The 23,857-nt window shown below is 40.8% G+C and carries 20 protein-coding genes; 18 read left to right on the forward strand and 2 right to left on the reverse strand.

The window, feature by feature from the left end:
• The 7 genes from Q0502_RS12055 to Q0502_RS12085 all read left to right on the forward strand — a co-directional run.
• Window positions 1-203 (forward strand): hypothetical protein (locus Q0502_RS12055; RefSeq protein ID WP_298651043.1); only part of this gene is annotated, 203 nt, incomplete at its 5' end.
• Window positions 204-243: 40 nt separating this feature from the next.
• Window positions 244-2,160 (forward strand): RagB/SusD family nutrient uptake outer membrane protein, encoded by a 1,917-nt coding sequence (locus Q0502_RS12060; RefSeq protein WP_298651045.1) that lies wholly within the window; start codon window positions 244-246, stop codon window positions 2,158-2,160.
• Between the two features lie 182 nt (window positions 2,161-2,342).
• The gene (locus Q0502_RS12065; protein ID WP_298651047.1) at window positions 2,343-3,035 is read left to right on the forward strand and encodes a DUF3823 domain-containing protein; all 693 of its coding nucleotides are present in this window, start codon (window positions 2,343-2,345) and stop codon (window positions 3,033-3,035) included.
• A gap of 290 nt (window positions 3,036-3,325) precedes the next feature.
• Window positions 3,326-4,744 (forward strand): glycoside hydrolase family 140 protein, encoded by a 1,419-nt coding sequence (locus Q0502_RS12070; protein ID WP_298651048.1) that lies wholly within the window; start codon window positions 3,326-3,328, stop codon window positions 4,742-4,744.
• Between the two features lie 270 nt (window positions 4,745-5,014).
• Window positions 5,015-5,587 carry a hypothetical protein gene (locus Q0502_RS12075; RefSeq protein ID WP_298651049.1) on the forward strand — a complete coding sequence of 191 codons (573 nt, stop codon included), beginning with the start codon at window positions 5,015-5,017 and terminating at the stop codon, window positions 5,585-5,587.
• A gap of 117 nt (window positions 5,588-5,704) precedes the next feature.
• Window positions 5,705-6,598: a DUF1080 domain-containing protein gene (locus Q0502_RS12080; RefSeq protein ID WP_298651050.1), complete on the forward strand. Its 894-nt coding sequence runs from the start codon at window positions 5,705-5,707 to the stop codon at window positions 6,596-6,598.
• Between the two features lie 21 nt (window positions 6,599-6,619).
• The gene (locus Q0502_RS12085; RefSeq protein ID WP_298651052.1) at window positions 6,620-8,110 is read left to right on the forward strand and encodes a glycosyl hydrolase family 28 protein; all 1,491 of its coding nucleotides are present in this window, start codon (window positions 6,620-6,622) and stop codon (window positions 8,108-8,110) included.
• Window positions 8,111-8,274: 164 nt separating this feature from the next.
• Here the strand turns inward: Q0502_RS12085 and Q0502_RS19045 are convergent, their stop codons facing one another.
• Window positions 8,275-8,397: a hypothetical protein gene (locus tag Q0502_RS19045; protein ID WP_366521791.1), complete on the reverse strand. Its 123-nt coding sequence runs from the start codon at window positions 8,395-8,397 to the stop codon at window positions 8,275-8,277.
• Between Q0502_RS19045 and Q0502_RS19050 the strand changes: the two genes are divergently transcribed.
• The 5 genes from Q0502_RS19050 (at window position 8,380) to Q0502_RS12110 (ending at window position 14,339) form a co-directional block, all read left to right on the forward strand.
• The gene (locus tag Q0502_RS19050) at window positions 8,380-8,508 is read left to right on the forward strand and encodes a RagB/SusD family nutrient uptake outer membrane protein (protein WP_366521792.1); all 129 of its coding nucleotides are present in this window, start codon (window positions 8,380-8,382) and stop codon (window positions 8,506-8,508) included. The two genes, Q0502_RS19045 and Q0502_RS19050, sit on opposite strands and share 18 nt — an antisense overlap.
• A gap of 341 nt (window positions 8,509-8,849) precedes the next feature.
• The gene (locus Q0502_RS12095; RefSeq protein ID WP_298651056.1) at window positions 8,850-10,556 is read left to right on the forward strand and encodes an FAD-dependent oxidoreductase; all 1,707 of its coding nucleotides are present in this window, start codon (window positions 8,850-8,852) and stop codon (window positions 10,554-10,556) included.
• A 2-nt stretch (window positions 10,557-10,558) separates the two neighbouring features.
• Entirely contained in the window at window positions 10,559-12,208 is a 1,650-nt protein-coding gene (locus tag Q0502_RS12100) for an FAD-dependent oxidoreductase (RefSeq protein ID WP_298651057.1), read from the forward strand.
• 7 nt (window positions 12,209-12,215) lie between these two features.
• The gene (locus tag Q0502_RS12105; protein ID WP_298651059.1) at window positions 12,216-13,640 is read left to right on the forward strand and encodes a carbon starvation protein A; all 1,425 of its coding nucleotides are present in this window, start codon (window positions 12,216-12,218) and stop codon (window positions 13,638-13,640) included.
• Between the two features lie 108 nt (window positions 13,641-13,748).
• Entirely contained in the window at window positions 13,749-14,339 is a 591-nt protein-coding gene (locus Q0502_RS12110; protein ID WP_298651061.1) for a TIM-barrel domain-containing protein, read from the forward strand.
• A gap of 151 nt (window positions 14,340-14,490) precedes the next feature.
• Here the strand turns inward: Q0502_RS12110 and Q0502_RS12115 are convergent, their stop codons facing one another.
• Window positions 14,491-14,637 (reverse strand): hypothetical protein, encoded by a 147-nt coding sequence (locus Q0502_RS12115; protein ID WP_298651062.1) that lies wholly within the window; start codon window positions 14,635-14,637, stop codon window positions 14,491-14,493.
• A 167-nt stretch (window positions 14,638-14,804) separates the two neighbouring features.
• Between Q0502_RS12115 and Q0502_RS12120 the strand changes: the two genes are divergently transcribed.
• The 6 genes from Q0502_RS12120 to Q0502_RS12145 all read left to right on the forward strand — a co-directional run.
• Window positions 14,805-15,401 carry an RNA polymerase sigma-70 factor gene (locus Q0502_RS12120; RefSeq protein ID WP_298651074.1) on the forward strand — a complete coding sequence of 199 codons (597 nt, stop codon included), beginning with the start codon at window positions 14,805-14,807 and terminating at the stop codon, window positions 15,399-15,401.
• Between the two features lie 73 nt (window positions 15,402-15,474).
• Complete coding sequence (locus Q0502_RS12125; protein ID WP_298651064.1) at window positions 15,475-16,443, forward strand: FecR family protein; 969 nt, start codon at window positions 15,475-15,477, stop codon at window positions 16,441-16,443.
• Window positions 16,444-16,509: 66 nt separating this feature from the next.
• Window positions 16,510-20,076 (forward strand): TonB-dependent receptor, encoded by a 3,567-nt coding sequence (locus Q0502_RS12130; RefSeq protein ID WP_298651066.1) that lies wholly within the window; start codon window positions 16,510-16,512, stop codon window positions 20,074-20,076.
• A 12-nt stretch (window positions 20,077-20,088) separates the two neighbouring features.
• Window positions 20,089-21,978, forward strand: a complete 1,890-nt coding sequence (locus Q0502_RS12135) for a RagB/SusD family nutrient uptake outer membrane protein (RefSeq protein ID WP_298651068.1) — start codon at window positions 20,089-20,091, stop codon at window positions 21,976-21,978.
• Window positions 21,979-22,074: 96 nt separating this feature from the next.
• The gene (locus Q0502_RS12140; RefSeq protein ID WP_298651070.1) at window positions 22,075-23,499 is read left to right on the forward strand and encodes a sulfatase; all 1,425 of its coding nucleotides are present in this window, start codon (window positions 22,075-22,077) and stop codon (window positions 23,497-23,499) included.
• A 39-nt stretch (window positions 23,500-23,538) separates the two neighbouring features.
• Window positions 23,539-23,857: sulfatase-like hydrolase/transferase (locus Q0502_RS12145; protein ID WP_298651072.1), on the forward strand; the 319-nt coding region annotated here is incomplete at its 3' end.

Below are 23,857 nucleotides of genomic sequence, written 5' to 3' on the forward strand. Positions count from 1 at the left end.
CTTTTAAACCTGAGGTATTAGAACTAATAAAGGTTCAGCGTCTTCGTGTATATACAAACGCCTTTAATCTTTTAACCCGGACTAAAGATCCGTTAGTGAAAAAATTGGATCCGGAGAAAACTGCAGGCAGTGGTGCAGCCACATATGGGCACAACTATCCTTTAACGAGGAATTTTAACATTGGTTTAAATGTGACATTTTAGTGAATTATTATAATTATTATGAAATTAATAATCGATAAATATGAAAATTTTGAAATATATAACATCAGCTTTACTGGTAGCAACTCTATTGGTAGCACCTGGCTGCAATGATGTCCTGGACTTGCAACCGCAGGATAAAATGCCCCTTGAAAATGTATTCAGTGATCCTAATGGGTTAAAACTATATTTGGCAAATCTATACTACCAGATGCCTGTTGAAGATTTCCGATACGGAGAAGAGGGCTGGCATTCCAACACCAATGGTGGGAGGAACAGGGCAATGTACACGGATGAAGCGATACATACCGAATGGTTAGGTAATTATGGTGTGGCAAATGGCTACATGGCTCCTCATTACTGGGAACAAGGTTATCGCTTGATTCGGGATGTCCATTTATTAATGGATGCGATACCCACACTGGACGTAACGGATCAGGTTAAAGATAATACGATGGGGGAAGCTCTTTTCATCCGGGCTTATGCTTATTTTGGATTAGCTATGCGTTATGGCGGTTTGCCACTAATAAAAGAAAGCCAGAAATATAATCCCAATGATCTGGAGTCTCTCAAAGTACCGAGAAGTACCGAGAAGGAAACGTTTGAATTTATATTAGATGAACTGGATGCAGCAACAGAAAAATTACCTGATTCCTGGGGAGAAGAAGAAGGAAGAAGGGTCAATAAAATGGTTGCACAAGCGCTTAAATCAAGGGTCGGGCTTTATGCCGGTTCCCTGGCCAAATACTGGCATCTAGCAACTCTTCAGGGAGAAGCAGTTGATAAGAAATTAGTAGGTATGACCCCCGGTGATGCAGAAGCATTCTTTGCTGCTTCCATAGCAGCGTCAGAAACAGTAATAAATTCAGGTAAATATTCATTGTATGCACCCACGCCCAGTACACCTGAAGAAGCAACTGAAAATTATATTAAAATGTTTCAGGATCCCAATATTGCCCCAATGGAGGCTATATTTATCCGCGGGTTTAATGTTGTAGGAAGAGGTCACAACTATGATTTCTGGTTCAGTCCTGCCCAGGTGAGAGCCGGAGCTCCATATCCGGGACGTATGAATCCTCTGGTTGAAATGGTTGATCTTTTTGAGGAATATTCTCATCCAGGAGAGCCGGCCCCAATTACTACCACTACCGATCCCAATGATGTGGATGATTATAATGGATATAATCCATCAAAAAACTATCTGCATTTTGACGAACCTTTGGATCCTTTCAAGGACAAGGATGCCAGATTGCACGCTTATACTGTCCTCCCGGGTAGTATGATGAGAGGTATCAAGATCGTAATACAGGCCGGTTTAATTATGCCGGATGGTACCCCACAAATAAGAACAGGGGTCCCTTCAGAGGGAATAACGCTGGATGGAGTGACATATTGGCCATGGGGAGCACAAAATCCGGATGATTATTCGGGATTTAATTCCAATTCCAGTGTGGCCAGCAGAAATACCAAAACCGGATATTCAATGCGGAAATTCCTTCAAGAAACAGGTACTGCGCAATGGGATGCCGGAACTTCTGATTGGATGGATATAAGATATGCTGAAGTTTTGTTAAATTATACAGAAGCTGTTATTGAAAGCGGACTGGGGGATGTTGATAAAGCTACAAAAGCGTTGAATGATATAAGAAGACGTGCCGCTTTTATGGATCCTGTTCCACTTACACAAGAGAATGTATTCCGTGAGAGGAGGGTCGAACTCCTTTTTGAAAATAAAAGGGATGCAGACATGAAAAGAAGAAGGGAGCACCATGTATATTTTAATAATCGGTTGGCATGGGCAATGCTGCCAATATTGGATCTTAGCGTAAGTCCGCCCAAGTACATTTTTGTAAGAGATCTTTTTCATGCAGCAGTTGAAAGACCATTTCCAATTAACTGGTATTACTATCCAATCCCAGGTATTGAAGCTAACGGTTTGATTCAAAATCCAACGGGTTAAATGAAACGAGTTTATAGAAATTTTCTGAGTAAATACAGAACACTTAATAGTTTTAATTATTTTCAATAGTAAGGGTTTTGTATATCAATAGCTATAGTAGTAAGGATAATGAAAACTAATTTCTACCTGATACTAACGTCACCAGAATTTTATAAAGGAAATGAATTTTAAAATTAAAAATTATGAATAGTTTAAAATATATTATGTTTTTTATCGTGCTGGCTCTAGTTTATTCTTGTGAAAAAGATAATTACGATGCTCCCAGTGCTGAATTGTTTGGTACCTTTATTGATGCGGAAACCAATGAACCTGTTCAGAGTGAAATTGTGCAGGGTGCTGTAATTCAAATCATTGAACACGGGTGGGTGTCAGGCCAAACAAATATAACACAAACGCTTGTTGTTAAACACGATGGTACTTATCGGAACAGTATGATTTTTCCAGGTGAATATAAGATTAGTGCAGTACAGGGAAATTTTCAACCAATAGCTCCTATAGATACTTTCAAAATCAAAGGAAGTACTAAACTTGATTTTTCAGTAACTCCTTATTTAAGAATAAAAGATGCTTCGATTGTTCGAAATGGAAATATTGTCACAGCTACGTTTAAAGTTGAAAAAACAACCGGCGATAATATTGCCCGTATTGGATTATTTTCACATCCGAATATAGCTGTAGGCACCAATACAAGTCTTGTAATGTCGGAAAGTACAGCAGATTTAAATTCCGATCCTGACAAAATTCATACCCTTCAGATCGATTTAAATAATCCTAATTTTATAGCCGGAAGGTCATATTATTTTCGTATAGGAGCTTTAAGTAGCGCATCTGGAGCAAGGTTCAACTATGCACCCGCCATTAATATAACCATTTAGTAATTTTTTATTAAGCGGGGTTGTCTTGGAAAAATTTAGATACGGTTTTTATGAGGCAGCCTCGTTTATATCTTTTTCAATCTTTTGCCACTTAATCGTAATTTGAAACGTATGGAGATTTAGTCCATACAAAAATCATGTCTTATGTCTTAATGTATTTGGATATAATATCAGGGTAATATTAAGGAAATTAAAAGATTATATAATAAAAGCATGATCTTGATGAACGATATTGGTACATGATTGAAACGCGCTATTTTAAATAAATAAATCTGTTTTAATTTAAAAAGATGAAAAATATATTTATATCCTTCTTGATCTTTATTTCAACTTTGCCTAATTCAGATGTTTTCTCTCAGAGATTATTTGTAGCATCGGGAAAAACTACAATAGAAACAGAAACTACCGAACCATTTTTATGGATTGGGGATACTGCCTGGGAATTATTTAATGATTTAACCAAAGAAGAAGTAGTTTTCTACCTTGATAATCGGGAAGAGAAAGGCTTTACGGTTATACAGGCAACAATTATGATGGGTGGATTTAATCAAAAGAATGCCTATGGTGATTCCATTTTTTTAAATATGGACCCGACACGGCCGAATGAAAAATATTTTGAATATGTGGATTTTGTTGTAGATGAAGCAAAAAGGAGAGGGATGTATATGGGGTTACTCCCAACCTGGGCAAATAATGTGGTTGACCGTAATGGGAGAGGGGCTAATTTTAACATTGAGAATGCTTTTAACTATGGCAAATTCCTTTCCGAAAGATATAAAGATAAACCTGTTATTTGGATATTAGGGGGAGACAGGAATGTACAAACTGACCAGGAGTATCTGATTTGGGAAGCAATGGGCAAAGGCTTGCAATCGGGAGACGGTGGCAAAAATTTGATTTCTTATCATCCTACTGCTCCGATTTCTTCTCATTTTTGGTTTCATAATGAACCTTGGCTTTCATTTAATATTATCCAAAGTGGCCATTTCAAAAAATTTCAAACAGAGATTTATGAATTTGGGATGGTATTTCAACAACTTATCCCCTTAAAACCATGGGTAAATGCCGAACCTGCATATGAAGATATTCCAGTATTGTTTTGGCACTTCGATGATTATTCACAATTTGGAAAAAAGAAGGAGGATGTAATTGGTGAAGATGGATTAATCAAAGACAAGGATTTTTTCCCGCATGGCTTTTTTGATGATTATGATATTCGGATGGAAGCTTATTGGACCTTCTTCTCGGGCGGGGCGGGCTATACCTATGGGAATAATGCAATCTGGCAAATGTATAAACCGGGAACAAGGTATGCTGTCCCCTGTCTGAACTTCTGGGATGAAGCATTGGATCGTCCGGGTGCTGAGGATATGAGACATGTGAAAAAGCTTTTCACCCGATTTCCCCTGGGAAGTTTTCATGTGGATCAATCAGTGATCTATGGTACTAACTTTTTAGGTGAGGATAATATCCGTGCAATTGTTGCTAATGACAAGTCTTTTATCTTATTGTACCTGAATAAGGGACAAGAGGTTAGTATAAACTTAAGTAAACTGGTGCGTTCAGGAACAGCCTCTTGGTTTAATCCGCGTGAAGGAACAATAGATGAAATAGGATTCGTTGAAAATAAAGGAACCCGTTTATTTGATCCACCGGGTGAATTTGGACAACATGGTAACGACTGGATTTTGGTCTTGGAGGCTGATTAAGTTCGATTTCATAATATGTTGGGTAATTTCAAATATTCGTGCTTTAGAAAATGATTCCAATTCAGCTTCGGGGGAAGTAACTAAAACACAATTTTCATCAAAGGTCTCGTATTTTGATTATGACTAGATTAATATATTTCAGATTTTTTGTCCTGATTTGTATCATTACAAATACGAGTCCGGATTGTTTTGCACGGAATCCTCTCTTCGAACATGCCAAATCAGATACGGTTAAAATATTCAATATTAAAGATTATGGTGCAGTAGGCGATGGGAAAACAACTGATACAGAGTCTATTGATCTTGCCCGCCACTAACCTGGAAATAATGGATTGTGAAATATTCGGACCCGGTATTTTTGGTCATCGGAGAGGTTCGTTAAACAACCCCTTGGTGACCAACTCCCTTACAGGGATTATTATGCAACCGGGTGCATGGGGCCTCGGGTCCGGAAGTCTTGATAAAATATTTATTTACGATGTTCGGATAAGGGATATGCAGACTGCGTTGACCATTGTATTGAATGAGGGGAATCACGCTGGCAGTATCGATATTGAAAATATCACTGCAACAGGAATATACAGGAATGCCTGTTCGGTTGAGGCATGGACAGAGGGAAGTAAATTTGAAAATATTAAGATAAAGAATGTCTCGGTAACTTGCCATGTTGATGATGAACAGGTTTTAGGTACAACCGGTTTTTACAGACCTCGTACCGAATCCAGAGCGCTTCCGTACTGGGGATTTTATGCCCGCAATGTCAATAACATCGTGTTTGAAAACGTCACGTTCGATTACTCGGGTAATAAAGAAATACGTCCTGCGATGGGTTCGAAAAAGTGAACGAAGTGATACTTGACAATGTAAAATATCGAACTGTTTCCGGAATCGACCCACTCAAACATTCCCAAAATACAACTATCAAAAAATATAGTTTAAAACCAATTAATTAGAATTAATATGAGAGTAGGTATAAGATCTTTAAAAATATTTGTAACCACAATTCTGGTGAGTATTATATATTCCTTTGATATGAAAGAGGAATGGATGCCGTTGTTGGATAAAGAACTATCGGCATGGGAAATGTACTTGAGCTTTAAACACCAAACGGGCTATAACGGTCAAGTACCCAGGGATGAAGATGGCAAAGAACTAATGCCAATAGGATATAATAAAAATGTGAATCAGGTCTTTTCAATAATTGAACAGGAAGGATCCCTTGTCCTGCGCATCAGTGGAGAGATATACGGATGTGTTTTTACCAAAAAAGAATTTGAAAACTACCATTTAAAACTGAAAGTGAAATGGGGGACTGAAAAATGGGATCCCCGCTTAAATGAACCAAGGGACTCCGGCATATTATACCATTCCCAGGGAGAATGCGGAGTAGATTACTGGAAGTCATGGATGCGGGCACATGAATTTCAAATTATGGAAGGAGGGTTTGGGGATTACTGGTGTATTGCTGCAACCGGTGGCTTGATTAAAATGGCCAATCCTGAAGCCAGGAATGATAGGGAAATCTACCATCCAAAAGGCATAGACACCCCAATGGGAGTAGGTAGTTCACGAAGCGGTTTTGTACGGCATAGCAAAGATTATGAAAAGCCAAGTGAGTGGAATACTGTGGAACTAATTTGTTTTGAAGATAAAAGCCTCCACATTGTAAACGGATATGTGGTGATGGCACTTTCAAAATCTGTATACCTAGAGGATAATGTTTTTCATCCGCTGGTAAAAGGAAAGATTCAACTACAAAGCGAAGCAGCAGAGGTTTATTATAAAGATATCCAAATCAGAAATATTGAATCTTTGCCGGACAATTATACAGATCTGTTTAACAGTAATCTATAATCATATGTAGAAAGATTTATTATGCAACTAATTACGGGAGCAAAAATGAATGCAATGAAAAATAAAACAATCTTTTTAATACTGGTATTAGCAGTTAATATCATTTTGTTATATGCCTGTAGCCAGCCTGAAATCAATCATTATATCATTTATCCGGCTCCTTTGGAAGAGTCGTTAAGCCAGTACTATAAAGTTTCTGTTGAGGGAGAAAACGTGCCCGTATATAGGGTTAAAGTGGCCCCCAAGGAACAGGAAGGAAGATGGAAAGCTATGGATGACAAAAAAAACTCAGCAAAATATTATGAAGAAGCAGCTTTTGCATATTTTGATATGAATGATGAGGTTAATATAACCGTTACAACGGATGAAGAAATTCGTTCAGTAAAAATATTGCCCAGCTCTGCCGGGATCATTACCAATACCGAAGGTAAATCAGTATCTTTTCAGATAAAATCACCCATACATCTCACGATCGAAATTAATGACGAATGGGTCCGGTCATTACATCTTTTTGCAAATCCCTTCGAAGAAAATGTACCCGATCAGGATGATCCAGATGTTATCTATTTTGGCCCGGGAATTCATAATGTGAGTAATCTGGTAATTGGAGATAACAAAACTGTGTATGTTGCGGGAGGAGCCATTATACGTGGAATTATCGAGCCGGATGAACCATTCACCATCAGCAGTTATAGTGGATTAAAAAGATATTCCCCTTCTTTTGATCTTCAGGGGCGGAATATCACCTTCCGTGGGCGGGGCATTGTAGATGGCAGCCTTTGTTCTACCCATTCACGTTTTATGATTTCTATAGAAGGATCTGATATAAATCTTGAAGGTATCATTTTAAGAGATGCCAGCCACTGGACTATCCCTGTGAGACGATCGGATAGGGTTCATATTGATAATCTAAAACTTCTTGGATACAGGGCCAATTCAGATGGGATAGATATTTGCAACAGCCGGGATGTTTTGGTGGAAAATTGTTTCATCCGCACACTCGATGATCTTGTCGTTGTAAAGTCAGATAAAGGAGACGGTGAAACAAAGAACATCATCACAAGGAAATGTGTGTTATGGAATGAAGTGGCGCATGCTTTGAGTATCGGGGCAGAAATCAGCGAAGATGTCGAAAATGTTATTTTCGAGGATTGTGATATTATCCATGATAAAGGTAGGGAATGGTCCTTAAGGATTTTTCAGTCTGACGCTGGACGAGTCAGGAATGTTCGGTTCGAGAATCTTCGTATTGAAGAAGCACAGCGCTTTATTTCACTATGGATTAATGAATCATTCTGGACACGGGACGAAGAACGTGGCCATATACAAGGAGTTGAATTCAAGAATATCTCCGCTACCGGTAATTTACTACACATAGAACTGGTCGGATACAACGAAGAACATTTGGTAGAAGACGTATTATTTCAAAATGTGATGTTTACCAACAAAACCATAACAACAGAAGATTTTCAAACAAATTCCTTTGTGAGAAATATAACTGTTCAACCTTAATAATGAATTATCTGGTTTTCATTGTCAATCTATACACTAATTATATTTTCGACAAAAATATCACTTCCGGCGCCGCCATCACAACTATGGCTAACTGAATAATAAGCTGGGAAACAACTAACGAGACAGGTCTTACCGTCAACCGCGAGGGGATACCCATGTATTCACTCTACGGGTACGAAGCTGACGGTTTTATCATTCCCGAAGACTATGATGCCAAGGGGAACTACAAAGGAGCTACCCAAATAGGCAATTTCGGTCCCGGCGATATCAAATATAAGTATCAACTGACCGTCGATAAACGCGTGTTCAATCCCAACAAGGATTACCTCTGGCCTATTCCCTATATCGAAAGGAAAACAAATCCGAGTTTAATTCAAAATCCTAACTGGGAATAATTATTCAATACAAGTTGATTGCAATGAGATAACACTCTTTGCAATCAACTTGTTTAAAGTAAATAAAAGTGCTTTTAAAACTATTTATCAAAAATATATCCCTATTTTTACGGTTTAATAAATTTATACTATTTCAGATTTTATTGCTTAACGAAAACGTTCACGTTTCTAAATTCGCTTGGCAGTATTATAGAATAAATTCAAAAACACAATTACTATTACCGATTCAAATGAAAGCAATAACATATAAATAACAACAGGCAGGATAGTTCATTTAATACTAATAATACCAATTAGGAATGCCAGTTTGAAATTTTTTTTCCCTTTAAAGAAATAAAATTATGGTTTCAAGAAAAATTATTCAAATCCTAAATCTGAGCTTTATCTTATTGATGCTGAATTATTCAGGAATATTCGGGCAAAGTAAAGAATACGACATCGTCATTTACGGTGGTACCTCTGCCGGAATTGCATCGGCCATTCAAACATCGAGAATGGGAAAATCCGTAGTGATCATTGAACCGACTCATCGCATAGGAGGGTTGACAACCGGCGGATTAGGGCAAACCGATATCGGGAATAAACATGTGATTGGAGGAATATCCTGTGAATTTTATCAAAATATCCGGAAATACTACGATGATCCAAAAAACTGGAAGTGGCAGGATAGAAATGAATATTTAGATGAAGGACAAACAAGAACAGAAAAGGGTGAAGACGCTATGTGGACATTCGAGCCCTCCGCTGCTTTGAAAGTATACCATCAAATGCTTTCCGGGGAGAAAATTGATATTGTGTACGGTGAAAGATTAAACAGAAAGAATGGCATTATTAAAAAAGGCAACAAAATAGAATCGATTGAAATGGAGAACGGTTCAAAATATACCGGAAAAATGTTTATAGACGCAACCTACGAAGGAGATCTGATGGACGCAGCAGGAATCAGTTACAGGGTAGGCAGGGAGTCCAACCGTGAGTACGGAGAAACATTAAACGGTGTACAGGCTAATAAAATCAGCACAACCCTGAACTGGACACTTTCACGAAACGCATATAATCACAATTTTATAGACAGGGTCGATCCTTATATCATCAAAGGGGATCCCGGAAGCGGACTCCTTCCATACATCTCCGAAGCTCCTCCGGGCGTGGATGGAGAAGGTGACAATAAAGTACAGGCCTACTGCTTCCGGATGACACTGACCAACCACCCCGATAACCGCATACCTTTCAAAAAACCTGAAAACTATGACGAGTTGAACTATGAACTGCTTTTCAGGAACTATGAAGCAGACAACGGATCGGAGGTGAATCAGATGCCTTGGATCAATTCGCCGATGCCGAACAGGAAAACCGACACAAATAACAGAAGAGGATTTTCCACGGATTTTATCGGGCAGAATTACGATTACCCCGAAGCATCCTATGAAGAACGTGAAAAGATTGTCCGGGCTCACAGAGACTATCAACAGGGACTGATGTGGACGCTGGCCTATCACCCCAGAATTCTTGAAAAAGTGAGAGATGTCGTATCAAAATGGGGAACATGCAAGGATGAATATAAAGAAGGGAGCGACGGATGGCAGCAACAACTTTATATCAGGGAAGCAAGACGTATGGTGAGCGATTATGTGATGACCCAGAGAAATTGTGAACGGATAGATATGGTGGAAGATCCGGTCGGGATGGGAGCTTATGGGATGGATTCCCATCACATACAGAGATATGTTGATGTAAACGGATTCGTACAGAACGAGGGAAATGTGGAAGCACACGTACCCTATCCCTACCCAATCAGTTACAGATCCATTGTTCCAAAGAAAGAAGAATGTGAAAATTTACTTGTTCCTGTTTGTGTAAGCGCGACACATATAGCATTCGGCTCCATCCGTATGGAACCCGTGTTTATGGTGTTGGGGCAATCTGCGGCTGCCGCTGCATGTCAGGCTATAGAGGAAGATGTAGCAATACAGGATATCAATTATCCGGCTTTACAAAACACTTTATTAAAAGATAAACAGATTCTGGAAATTCAAATCAATAAATAGAGATGAAACAAGCAACTAAATTATTTTTACTCTTATCCGCTGTTTCTTTTTCCTTTTTATCCTGCAACAAGGATAGAAATATATTTAACGCGGATGTAATCATTTACGGGGGTACTTCGGCTGCCGTAATCTCAGCTGTTGAAATAGCACAATCAGGAAAAAGCGTGATCATTGTCTCTCCCGACAAACATTTGGGTGGATTGACTTCCGGCGGTTTGGGGTTTACCGACTCCGGTAACACTGGTTCCATCGGGGGACTGGCACGGGAATTTTACCATCGCGTATGGCTTCATTATAATGATTCGGCGGCATGGAAATGGCAAAAGCAATCGGAATACGGTAATAAAGGACAAGGCACCGTGGCAATGGATGGAGAAAACAGGACAATGTGGATCTTTGAACCCCACGTGGCTGAAAAAATATTTGAAGATTTTATCAGGGAGAATAATATTCCGGTTTACAGGGATGAATGGCTCAACAGGGAATCCGGTATTGAGGTCAACAATAACAAGATTGTCTCCCTCACTACGCTCTCCGGTAAGAAGTTCAGGGGTAAAATGTTTATTGACGCGACCTACGAGGGGGACCTGATGGCGGCCGCCGGTGTCTCTTATACGGTAGGAAGAGAGCCCTGTTCGCAATACAATGAAGAGTGGAACGGTGTACAGGCCGGCGTATTTCATCATGGGCACTATTTTAAGACTCCTGTTGATCCATATGTGATCCCGGGGGATCCTTCCAGCGGTTTACTCCCTTACATTTCCAACGAACCGATACAGCCCAATTGTACGGGTGACGATAAGATCCAGGCTTATTGTTTCAGGTTATGTATGAGCAACCATCCCGAAAATAGGGTGCCTTTTGAAAAACCTGAAGGGTATGACCCGGCCGGTTATGAACTTCTCGCCCGGGTATTTGAATCGGGATGGAACGAATGGTTTGCAAAATATGATATTATCCCCAACAGGAAGACGGATACAAACAACCACGGCCCTTTCAGTAGCGATTATATAGGAATGAACTACGATTATCCCGAAGCATCCTATGAACGGCGCAAAGAGATCATTGAGGATCATACAAATTATCAAAAAGGACTGCTCTATTTTGTATCGACCGATGAACGTGTGCCCGAAGAGGTGAGGAACAGGATGCAGGACTGGGGACTGGCCAAGGATGAATTTACCGATAACGGCAACTGGCCGCATCAATTGTATATCCGTGAAGCGCGAAGGATGGTCGGAGCGTATGTCACGACTGAAAACGAGGTGCTCGGAAAAGTGCATGTACCCGATCCCATCGGTATGGGCTCGTATACCATGGACTCCCATAATGTGCAACGTTACGTGACAGCGGAGGGATATGTACAGAATGAGGGGGATGTAGGAGTACATCCCGGAAAGCCGTACAAGATTGCCTATGGCTCCATCGTACCCCGGAAAGGAGAATGTGCGAACCTGCTCGTTCCGGTTTGCCTTTCGTCCAGCCATATCGCTTTCGGCTCCATCCGGATGGAACCGGTATTCATGATCCTCGGACAATCAGCGGCGGCTGCGGCGGTAATGGCCATAGATAATAACATCAGCGTACAGGATATTCCCTATGGGCAACTGGAAAAGGTATTACTTTCTAAAAATCAGATTTTAAACCATTAATCATTCAATGATCACCTTTATTATTTCAATAACAGCCCTCCTGTCGGGATACGCGTTCTACTCCAAATACCTGGAACGAGTGATGAAAGCCGACCCTGAGCGTCCTACCCCTGCCACCACCTTGCAAGACGGGGTAGATTATGTGCCCATGCCCTGGTGGCGTGTATTCCTGATACAATTCCTGAATATTGCCGGATTGGGCCCCATATTTGGCGCCATTGCAGGCGCAATGTGGGGACCGGTCGCATTTCTATGGATTGTACTGGGAACTATTTTTGCAGGGGGCGTGCAAGACTATTTCTCCGGGATGCTTTCGCTCAGGCATAATGGTAAAAGCATAACTGAAATTATAGGGGTTTATTTGGGAAAATACGCCAAACAGATCATGAGAATTTTCATCATTGTGCTATTGATTCTGGTAGGTGCTGTCTTTATTTCCGGGCCGGCTGGTTTATTGGCCGGGCTTACCCCGGAATCACTTGATTTTAATTTCTGGGTGTGGGTTATATTTATCTATTATATATTGGCTACTCTTCTGCCCATTGATAAAATCATCGGTAAGATTTATCCTGTTTTCGGTTTTGCATTGCTTTTCATGGCTACCAGTTTAATTACCGCGCTACTGGTAAAAGGATATCATATTCCCGAATTGACTGCTGAGAACTTCAGGAATTTTCATCACGATAAAGAAAGTTTCCCGATTTTCCCAATGATGTTCATTACCATCGCATGTGGGGCGATATCGGGTTTTCATGCCACACAATCTCCCCTGATGGCCCGTTGTTTGAAAAATGAGAAAGAGGGACGGAAGGTCTTTTACGGCGCCATGGTGACAGAAGGGGTTGTTGCGTTGGTATGGGCTGCCATCGGTATGAGCTTCTTCAGTGGTATGAAAGGACTTAACGAAGTGATGATAGCACAGAAAGGCAATGCGGCATGGGTGGTGAATGAGGTTTCCTATTCATTGCTGGGAACATTTGGTGCAGTATTGGCAATCTTAGGGGTTGTTGCAGCACCAATCACATCGGGAGATACCGCTTTTCGAAGCGCCCGGTTAACGATCGCCGACCTCATCAAAACGTCCCAGAAACCTATCAGGAATCGCCTGGTCATTACTATCCCCCTGTTCGCTATCGGGTTCCTGATGACCAGAATTAACTTCGATGTAATATGGCGCTATTTTGCATGGGCAAACCAAACACTGGCAACAGTGATCTTATGGACCATTACCGTATATTTATGTCAGAAGAAGAACAGATATTATCTGATAACTCTTATTCCTGCTCTATTTATGACAGGGGTAGTGACTACATACATTATGCTCTCTCCCGAAGGCTTTTCATTACCCAACCCTGTCTCTTATAGTATAGGATTATTCTTTGTTATGTTGACGCTCACACTGTTTTTGATTTATAAGAAGAAATCGAGATAATGTAAACTATATTATACAATATATTGAATATTAATTATTTAATTGAATATCTATCGAAATATTATTCTATGAGGTCAACATTTTTTATTCTTTTTATCATGTTGCTGAATGCTACATGGGGAGTTGCTCAAAAAGCCGGATCCGAAAGTCATGACAGACAGCTTGCATACTATGGGATTTGAGGTCATGTTGTGGATTTGTCCGTATGTTTCCCCTGATAGTCCTGAATACCGGGAATTAAGCAGTAAAGGTTATTTGGCGAAAGATAAGAATGGTAAAGATGCTATTATTCATTGGTGGAATGGACATAGTGCTTGCTATGATATGACAAATCCGGATGCCGTGAACCACTTGAAAAATGAACTTACAAAGTTGCAGAATGATTTTGGTATAGATGGCTATAAGTTTGATGGGGCTGATGTGGGTTATATGCAGGGAGAGTACTTCTTTTATAAAGAAAATGCGAATGTAAATGATTTTACAGAGGCGTGGGCTGTATTTGCGTTGAATTTCCCTTTCAATGAACTTCGAACTTCGTGGAAATTAGGCGTAACAGAACTCGTTCAGCGCCTTGGAGATAAAAACTATTCCTGGAATGCCGTTGCTTCGCTTATTCCACAAATGACAACCGCCGGTATATTGGGACATGCCTATGTTTGTCCTGATATGATTGGGGCGGGCAATTTACGGCTTTTTTAAATATTGATGCGGATAAATTTGATCAGGAAATAAGAGAACCGTCCAGTTACCAAATGGACGCTGGAAAGATGATTTAGGTGAGGTACATAATGGAGGAAAGATAATAAAAATAGATGTCCCATTAAGGAGGACACCCTATTTTGAGAGACTTTCATTTTAAAAATTCTAAAAAATGCAACGGAGCGTCGCACCACTGGGTGGAAGTAGAGAATATCCCGATATCGGGAGTGATCGTGTTTTGCGCTGACAGCTCCGTCAAAGGGATCAACGCAAACGGTAATAATTTCTTCGGATTCATAATTCATTAAAAATAACAGTTTTATGCTGCTAATCTTCTCTTTAATTTCTTTGAATTACAAATGTAACATGAATAGTGAAAGTTTTATGAATTTTGAAAAATGAACAGTTAATAAAATATATTACTTTTGTCCGAAATAAAAAATTGTTTTATATTTTTGTCATTTGGTGGAATATAAAGTTCATACTCCTTTTTCAGATTTTCAGACTATTACCCAATCCAAGTTTGAAGAACTGTTTTGCCGTTTCTATTCACAGATTGCAGCGTATGCCACTGTGATATTAGATGATAAAACGGCAGGAGAGGATATTGCCCAGGAAGTATTCGCGTATATGTGGGAAAAGCGAAATGTCCTGCAACCAGGTGACGGATTTCACAGCTATCTGTTTCAATCAGCCTATTCACGGTGCATCGATTATATCAAGAAAAACAAGCAGTCAGAAAAATATGCGCAGGAGTCGCTTCTACAATTTGCTGAAGAATACCATGCTTATCTTGAAAACGATTGTCAACCTATAAAAGAACTTTTCAGTAAAGATTTTGAAGAGAGCTTGAACGCACTGCTCGAAGAGCTTCCCGAAGCACGGAGGCAGGTTTTCAACCTGATCTATCGCGACGGTCTAAAAGCAAGGGAAGTGGCTGAAAAACTGCAAATGCCGCAACGCACGGTGGAGAGTCATATTTATCTTACCCTGAAATTTCTCCGGAAACGTTTAGCTCCATCCGATTTTCTTATTTTGACGCTTCTTTACCATTTTTTTTAAAATAATTACCATTTTGCTCCGTAGTTTTTCTATCTCGCCCGTTTAGCTTATATAGACGCTCTTAATTATTGCTATGGATTCCGGTTTCTCATTATTGATCAGATATCTTTTCCAACCTCTTTCACTTACCGAACGACAGGCGTTAGAAGAATGGCGCAACTATTCGACTGAAAATCAATTGCTTTTTTCAGAAGTAAGCAAATTGCGCCTGCTCAACGAATATACCCGCCGCAATACCGTAGCAGCTGAAACGGCAGTAGCCCTCTCCCGCACTCAGGCAAAAATCCGTCATCGTACCATCCGCCATCGTTTTCTCCGTGCCTCTCGATACGCTGCTGTTATCGCACTTATTGTTTCACTGTCCATTTTTGGATGGATACGGCTAACTCCCGGAAAATATACTGTAATCACCGTTACCGAAAACGAAGCCATCAAAAAGATCCATCTGACCGACGGCTCTATGGTTTGGCTCAGCGCTTCATCCGAGTTACGGATTCCGGAATCATTTTCGCCGTCACATCGTCAAATCGCGTTGAAAGGAAAAGCTTATTTCGATATTGAGAAAAACCCCGGATCACCGTTCTTAGTAACCTCTCCTTACATGAATGTAAAGGTAACCGGCACATCTTTCAACCTTTTTGTAAATGATGAAAGCCGACAGGTGGAAACAATACTTGTATCGGGGAAAGTGGTGTTGCAGGATAACCACGGAAAAGATGTTTTTGAAATGTCACCTGGTGAAAAGGTAGTATATACCGTAAAAAACAATAATTACACGGTTTCGACAGTCGATGTGAATACACTCACCTCCTGGTATCTGGATCAGATAACTTTTGAGAATGCCACATTACGTGAGATTGTCAACAAATTGAGTCTTATCTATGACGTAAACATCAATCTTGAATCCAAAAGATTGGCAGACCGGCGTTACCGTTATGTGATAAACAAGGAAGAAACACTGAAGGAAGTACTCGATATACTTAGTTATTTAGCGCCTATCCAATACCGGATAGAAGGTAACGAAGTTTTCATTACCGAATAACTGTAGGAATACATATCTCAACTATTTCGATGAACCTAATTTTTTATAATTAACAACAAAAAATGTATGAATGAACACGTAAAACACAAGATGACGATCCCGCTTGTTGTCATCCAATCTGATCTGTGGCGAACGATAAAATCGTTCCTGATACTGTGCATGCTGAGTTTCTATGTTTCCGCTTCCGCGGCCTCAGCACAATCCGTGAACGTGAAACTTACGCTGAATGATCCTACCGTAGCCCATGTAATTGAAAAGTTACATCAGCAAACGGGGTATGAATTTTCGTACGATGCCAATATCCTTTCCGAAAAATTATCCGATGTATCGATAGACGCAAAAAACGAACACATTGAAATCGTCCTATCCCGTATTTTCAGTAAATCCGACATAAGCTTCAGGGTGATGAATAACCGTGTCTTCCTGAAAAACAATAAAGCCCCGGCAACAGTATTACAATCGGCAAATGCCACGCAGCAACCAGGCGTAAGAAAAATTTCCGGCACGGTAAACGATGATATGGGGGAGCCGGTTATCGGTGCTACCATTATTGAAAAAGGAAATCCTTCCAACGGTACTATCACCGATATCGACGGCAACTTCGCCCTTAGCGTATCTCCCGATGCCGTGTTAGAGATAACCTATGTGGGATACCAGCCGCAAAGCATTGCCACAGCGGGGCTAAATACACTAAGCATTACATTGCAGGAAGATACGAAAACATTGGATGAGGTGGTAGTCGTGGGATATGGCACCCAAAGGAAAGCAAATCTCACCGGTGCTGTTTCTGCCCTAAAGATGGAGGATGTGTTGGGGGACAGACCTGTAAACAATGCATTTGCAGCATTGCAGGGATCGATCCCGGGCCTGATGATATCAGGGTCTTCTACTCCCGGACAGAACAACAAATCGATCAACATACGTGGCACACTTTCTATTAACGGAGGCGAACCTTTGGTCTTAATCGATAATGTTCCCGGCGATTTAAATATGATAAATCCCGAAGATATCGAATCTATCAGTGTACTTAAAGATGCTGCATCTTCCGCTATTTATGGTGCCCGTGCTGCTAACGGCGTTTTATTGGTTACTACCAAACGCCCAAACAGTAACACTGCCTTTCAGTTAAACTACAATAATAATTTCGGATTTGAATCATCCATCAACCGTCCTCAGCAGGCCCCTCTATCGAACTATTTCAGAGCCTATCAGGACGCTGGTTTTAGCAACACTTACTGGTCTAATTCACAAGACGTAAGCAAGTGGATCGAATATGTAGAAGAATATAAAAGAAACCCCGGTTCATTTAATACGATTGGGGATGGAATTTATGTAGATAATGGGACACCTTATTACCTACATGAAAAAGATCTGGTTGACAATGTATTGACAACAGGGTACTATACGAGTCACAATATCTCTGCATCCGGGGGAACGGAAAAAGTCCGTTACAGGATGGCAGGAGGTTACAGTTCTGAAGATGGCCCGATGATCACAAACAAAGACTATTACCGAAGAATGAATATCAGTAGTTTTATTTCGGCCGATATGACAGATTGGTTTACGCAGGAATTGGATATCCGGTATGCACAGAGTAAAAAAACAATGCCGCAGGGAAGAGGGAACGACATCTATACACTGCGTCTCGTTAATTATTATCCCGAAGGGATGTTGCCTGCCTCTCTTTCCTTATCGGGAGAGGAAGCACCGCTATTTACACCGAAGAACGTAATCATGTATGCCAACACCAGCAATACGGCCAGAAACAATCCCCGTATCTTTTCAAAATCAATCATAAAACCAATAGAGAATCTGGATATTGTATTCGAATACACCTACGACAAGGACGACTTTAACTATTCCTATTATACCGATAAATGGAGACACACCACCATCCAGTTGGCCGTGAGTACTGCCCCTACGAACGATGAATTGACAAGGCAACGGTACTTCACAGATTATAATGCGGTCAACTCGTATGCTACTTATTCCCAATCATTCGGAGGCCATAATTTTAAGTTAATGGGCGGATTTAACCAGGAATCCAGTTCGTATGAAATAATCGAAAATAAAGTGAAAGACCAGGTGTCAAATGTTATTCCATCGTTAGGCAATGCTACCGGTGAAAAAACGTTGAAGGAAGAATATTCGGAGTATTCCATTCGCAGTGGATTTTATCGTTTGAACTATAATTATCTGGATAAATATTTGTTCGAAATGAACGGGCGGTATGATGGCTCCTCAAAATTTCCAAAATCAAAAAGATTCGGTTTCTTCCCCTCCGTTTCAGGCGGATGGCAGGTTGCACAAGAAAATTTCATGGGTTTCTCAAAGAGATGGCTGGAAGAACTGAAATTCCGCGTATCGTGGGGACAAATAGGCAATCAGGCTATTAATCCTTATCAATACAGCCCTGAAATGGTCATTAATAGTGCGAATACGGTCTGGCTGACCGATGGAAACAGGGTGACCACCATTGGTTTGCCTGCATTAGTAAGCAGCACGTTCACCTGGGAGACCGTGGAGACCCTTGACTTCGGTATTGACTTTAGCTTACTCAAGTACCGGCTCAGAGGGACTTTTGACTGGTATCAACGCGATACCCGGGGAATGCTGACAAAAGCAGGAGCTTTGCAACTCCCGGCAGTAGTAGGGGCGGAAGCTCCGGCGCAAAACGGCGCTGATATGAGGACCCGCGGATGGGAATTAGCTGTCAGTTGGAGGGACAGGATAGGGAAAGTCGGTTACAACATAGGGTTTAATATCTATGATCATCGTTCCCATATCACGAGATTTGCCAACGAAGGTGGATTGTTTTATGACAGAAACGATGCCCAGGATGAAAAAAGATATCGTGAAGGGATGCAACTCGGTGAAATCTGGGGCTACCTGGCCGACGGGTACTATTCAGTGGATGACTTTGCAGATTTAAATACATGGCAATTAAAAGAAAATATTCCTTCCATTCAAGGATACAACGTCCGACCGGGCGATATGAAATTCAAGAATCTCAGGGATGACGAAAACAGCCAGAACCAGATAAACTCAGGAGATAATACGGTGGATAATCCGGGTGATAAAACCATCATCGGCAATTCAACTTCACGTTATCAGTTCGGTGCTAACCTGGGAGTTAATTACAAAGGATTTGATGTAAGCGTGATGCTCCAGGGTGTAGGCAAGCGTGATGTATGGTTGGGAGGGGCAGCTATGTTCCCCTTTGGAGGGACGAGCGCCAGCGATGCCATTTTCCAGCCGTTGTACTATAACCAGACGGATTATTGGAGACCCATCAGCAATGATCCGGCAGATCCCAACTATATGGTGGCTGAAAATCCCAATGCAAAATATTACCGTCTTTACGGACAAGTACAAAATGTGGGATCCAATGCACGTATCTCGGATAAGTTCTTACAAAATGCCGCTTATTTACGTGTGAAAAACATCACACTTTCCTATGTTTTTCCGACTTCTTTAATACAAAATCTTCATGTTAAACAGCTGAAGTTATTTGTTGGAGTAGAAAATCTGGCAACCTTCTCGTCACTGCCCAGGGGCATAGATCCTGAACGGATCAGTTGGAACTACCCATTTTATCGTACTGTTTCATTTGGTGCAAATATTACATTTTAATTTTAAGAAACAATGAGAAAATATATCCTTATATTATTAACGGCCGCTTTGATTATGGCTTGCAACGATGACTTCCTGGAGAAAAGTCCACGTACATCGCTGGTGGAAGAGAACGCTTTCAAGACATATGATAATTTCAAAGCATTTATGTTTCCCTGTTATGAGATGTTCACCAATACAACGATTGCCACATCCCTCTCCAATGGCTTTTCACAGGACGCCCAATACAGGGGTGATGTAAACGCCGGCTATCTGACAACACGGTTTAATTTTAATTCATACGCTTTTCAGACCGTGCAGAACGCTTCCACAGGTAATGGATGGAACTTCGGCTATATCCGCCGGATAAATATCATGTTATCGCATGTTGACGAAGACAATGAACTGACACAGGCCGAAAGAGATCACTGGAAAGCTATAGGTTACTTTTTTCACTCCTATTGGTATATGGAACTCGTAAACCGTTTCGGCGATGTGCCCTGGATTACCCAGGTGCTGAATGAAACTTCCACTGATTCTTACGGGCCAAGAAGCGACCGCAAGATGGTTACCGATTCCATATTGATCCGCTTAAAATGGGCTGAAGAACATATCGGGAATTTCGAAGCGAAAAATGGTAAAAACACCATTAACCAGAATGCAGTGCAAGCCGCCTTATCGCGCTTTACGTTGCGAGAAGGTACATGGCGTAAGTATCATGGCTTAGGCGATCATGATAAATATTTCTCCGAATGTGCACGCGTTTCCGAAATATTAATGCCTAAATATCCGACACTTTACACCGGTACGGACGGACAACCGGCAGCCGGATATGGTGAAATGTGGACAACGGAAGATTTAGGCAAAGTTCAGGGCGTGATTCTTTATAAAGAATACAGGGAGTCCATCCTGTTGAACAACAACAATCATGTGGAGCATACTTCTTCCCATATTATTGAAATGCCGCAGCACACGGTAGACATGTATTTATGTAAAGACGGGAAAACTATTTCAAACTCTCCATTATATGACGGAGATAAAGACATGTACTCTACATTCCGTAACAGGGATCCTCGTATGTATCATACCATCATGCCCCCTTACCGGGTGAAAGCCGGAAAAGGAGATTATAACACTTGGTCTTTTACAAATAATCCGTCCGACAGGGAATATATTGATATAATGGGAATTAACAGCTCCACTTCCAACCCCGGTGTTGGAATGAAACGTCTTCCTGCCCAAAACTGGGGAGCAAGCCTCCTGGCCTATGTACCCAATTTACAGAACGGTATAGCTGCACAAGGAACGAATGCTGCAGCATATGTAGCATGTCGCTCGGGCTACTATGTATATAAAAACTGGAATCAATGGGAAACAAATTTCAATCAGGGAGCTTTAAACACTTCCGATAAACCCATTTTCAAGATAGAAGAAGTTCTCTTAAACTATGCAGAATGCAAATGGGAGCAAGGCCAGTTTAATCAGGCAATTGCCGATATGAGTATTAATAAGCTTCGTGAAAGAGCCGGAGTCGATCCTCTGATTGTGGCTGAAATTGATGCGAACTTCGATCCGAAAAGAGACACTACCGTAGATCCTGTACTTTGGGAAATACGCCGGGAACGTATGATCGAGCTTATGGGCGAAGGTTTTGGATTCGATGATGTCCGCAGGTGGAAAAAAGCATCCTGGTATGTCAACAGACAGCAGTTGGGCATGTGGATACAGCAATCGAAGGTTAATGAGTCGCTTTGGGATGAAAATACGCATTTACCTACCAAAGCTAAACCTGAAGGTTATATTTATTTGTGGGCAGATCCCATTATAGAAGGTAAGGGATGGTTGGACAAATATTATCTGTACCAGATTCCGACGGATGAAATAGTATTGAATCCGGCATTAGAACAAAATCCCGGATATTAATTATTACCTTTAAACCCTAAAGGCTCTTAAACAGGAGTCTTTAGGGTTTATCCTGTTCTTGCTTAACGAAAATGTTTACTTTTATTATAATTTTATATGTCCGTAAAAAACATATTGACCGGTTTTTTCTTATCTGTAACTCCTGTAGTACCGGCGTTTGCACAGGAAAAACCGAATATTATCTTTATCCTCGCCGATGATCTGGGTTGGACAGATTTAAGTTGTACTGGAAGTGATTTTTACGAAACCCCTCACATTGATAAACTCCGTAAACAGGGCATATTGTTTACCCATGCCTATACAAATGCAGCTAATTCCGCTCCTTCCAGAGCCTCTATTATGACCGGAATGTACACTCCAAGACACGGGATTTATACCGTTGATCCGGCCGATAGGGGGAAGACCGAAAAAAGAAAACTGATCTCCATGCCAAACCAAAACGTTTTGGCCGAAACATTGATAACATTTCCGAAAATATTACAGGAGAACGGATATAAAACCATCCATATCGGTAAATGGCATTTGGGGAGCGATTCATCCGGTAACGGCCCTCTGCACCATGGTTTTGATATCAATATTGCAGGCGACAAAAACGGACATCCTTTTACCTATTTTTATCCTTTTTGCAGTAAAAGCAAGCAATGTCTGACAAATTTAGAATTGAACGATTCAACCTATAAATACCTTACGGACAGGTTGACAAACGAAGCTGTCTTACACATAAAGGCAGCAGGGAAACAACCTTTTTTCCTGTATCTTTCCCACTATGCCGTTCATACTCCTATTCAGGCTAAAAACGAGATTGTCGAAAAATATATCCGGAAAAAGAAAGGAAAAAGGCACAACAATCCCGAATACGCAGCTATGATTGAGAGCCTTGATAATAGTGTTGCTAAAATATTACAGGCATTAGAGGAAGAAAACAAATTAAATAATACAATCATTGTTTTTATGTCGGATAATGGAGGCATGTTAAACGGCATTTCCGACAACTATCCGTTAAGAGGAGGAAAAGGTACTCCCTATGAAGGAGGCAACAGGGTTCCTTTAATAATTTCGTTTGGTGATAAAATAAAGGCTAACAGTACAAACCATTTCCACGTAATGGGGGCGGACTTATTCCCTACTTTGCTTGATTTTGCGGGAATTCCCGTCATACATACAATTGATGGCATTTCGTTGAAAGATGAATTATCGGGTAAACACGATCCGGAGCAGGAGAGAGATTTATTTTTCTTCTTTCCTGCATACTTAGAATCATACGGAAATCCGGACTCATTCAGAGCAACACCCTATAGTTCGATCATTTCGGGAGATTGGAAATTAATCCGCTTTTTTGAGGATGTCCGTACTGAACTGTATAATTTGAAGAAAGATACCGGTGAATCCAATGATTTGTCAAAAAAATATCCATCCAGGGCAAAAGATTTATTGATAAAACTAAAAAGCTGGGAACAAAACGTAGACGCTCCTGTCAATTTTGAATTAAACCCTCTTTACAAGCCGGAAACCAATAAGTAAACAGACAAATTTTTAATGAAATAAAATACTCATAAAAAGATGAAACAACTTCTTACAGCCGGACTTGGCGTATTGACTCTTTTACCTGTTTCTGCCCAACAGCAAAAACCGAACATCATCTTTATCCTCGCCGATGATTTAGGTTACGGGGATTTAGGTTGTTACGGGCAAACCAAAATAGAAACGCCGAATATCAACTCCCTTGCCGACCAGGGAATGCGTTTCACACAGTTTTATTCAGGTTCCCCCGTATCGGCTCCTTCCCGCTGCGTGCTGCTTACCGGAAAACATACCGGACATGCTTATATCAGGGGTAACGACGAAATGGGGCAAAGAGGTAATGTAGGGAGTCATCAAG

It is taken from the genome of uncultured Proteiniphilum sp. (assembly GCF_937873925.1).
Lineage (GTDB): Bacteria > Bacteroidota > Bacteroidia > Bacteroidales > Dysgonomonadaceae > Proteiniphilum.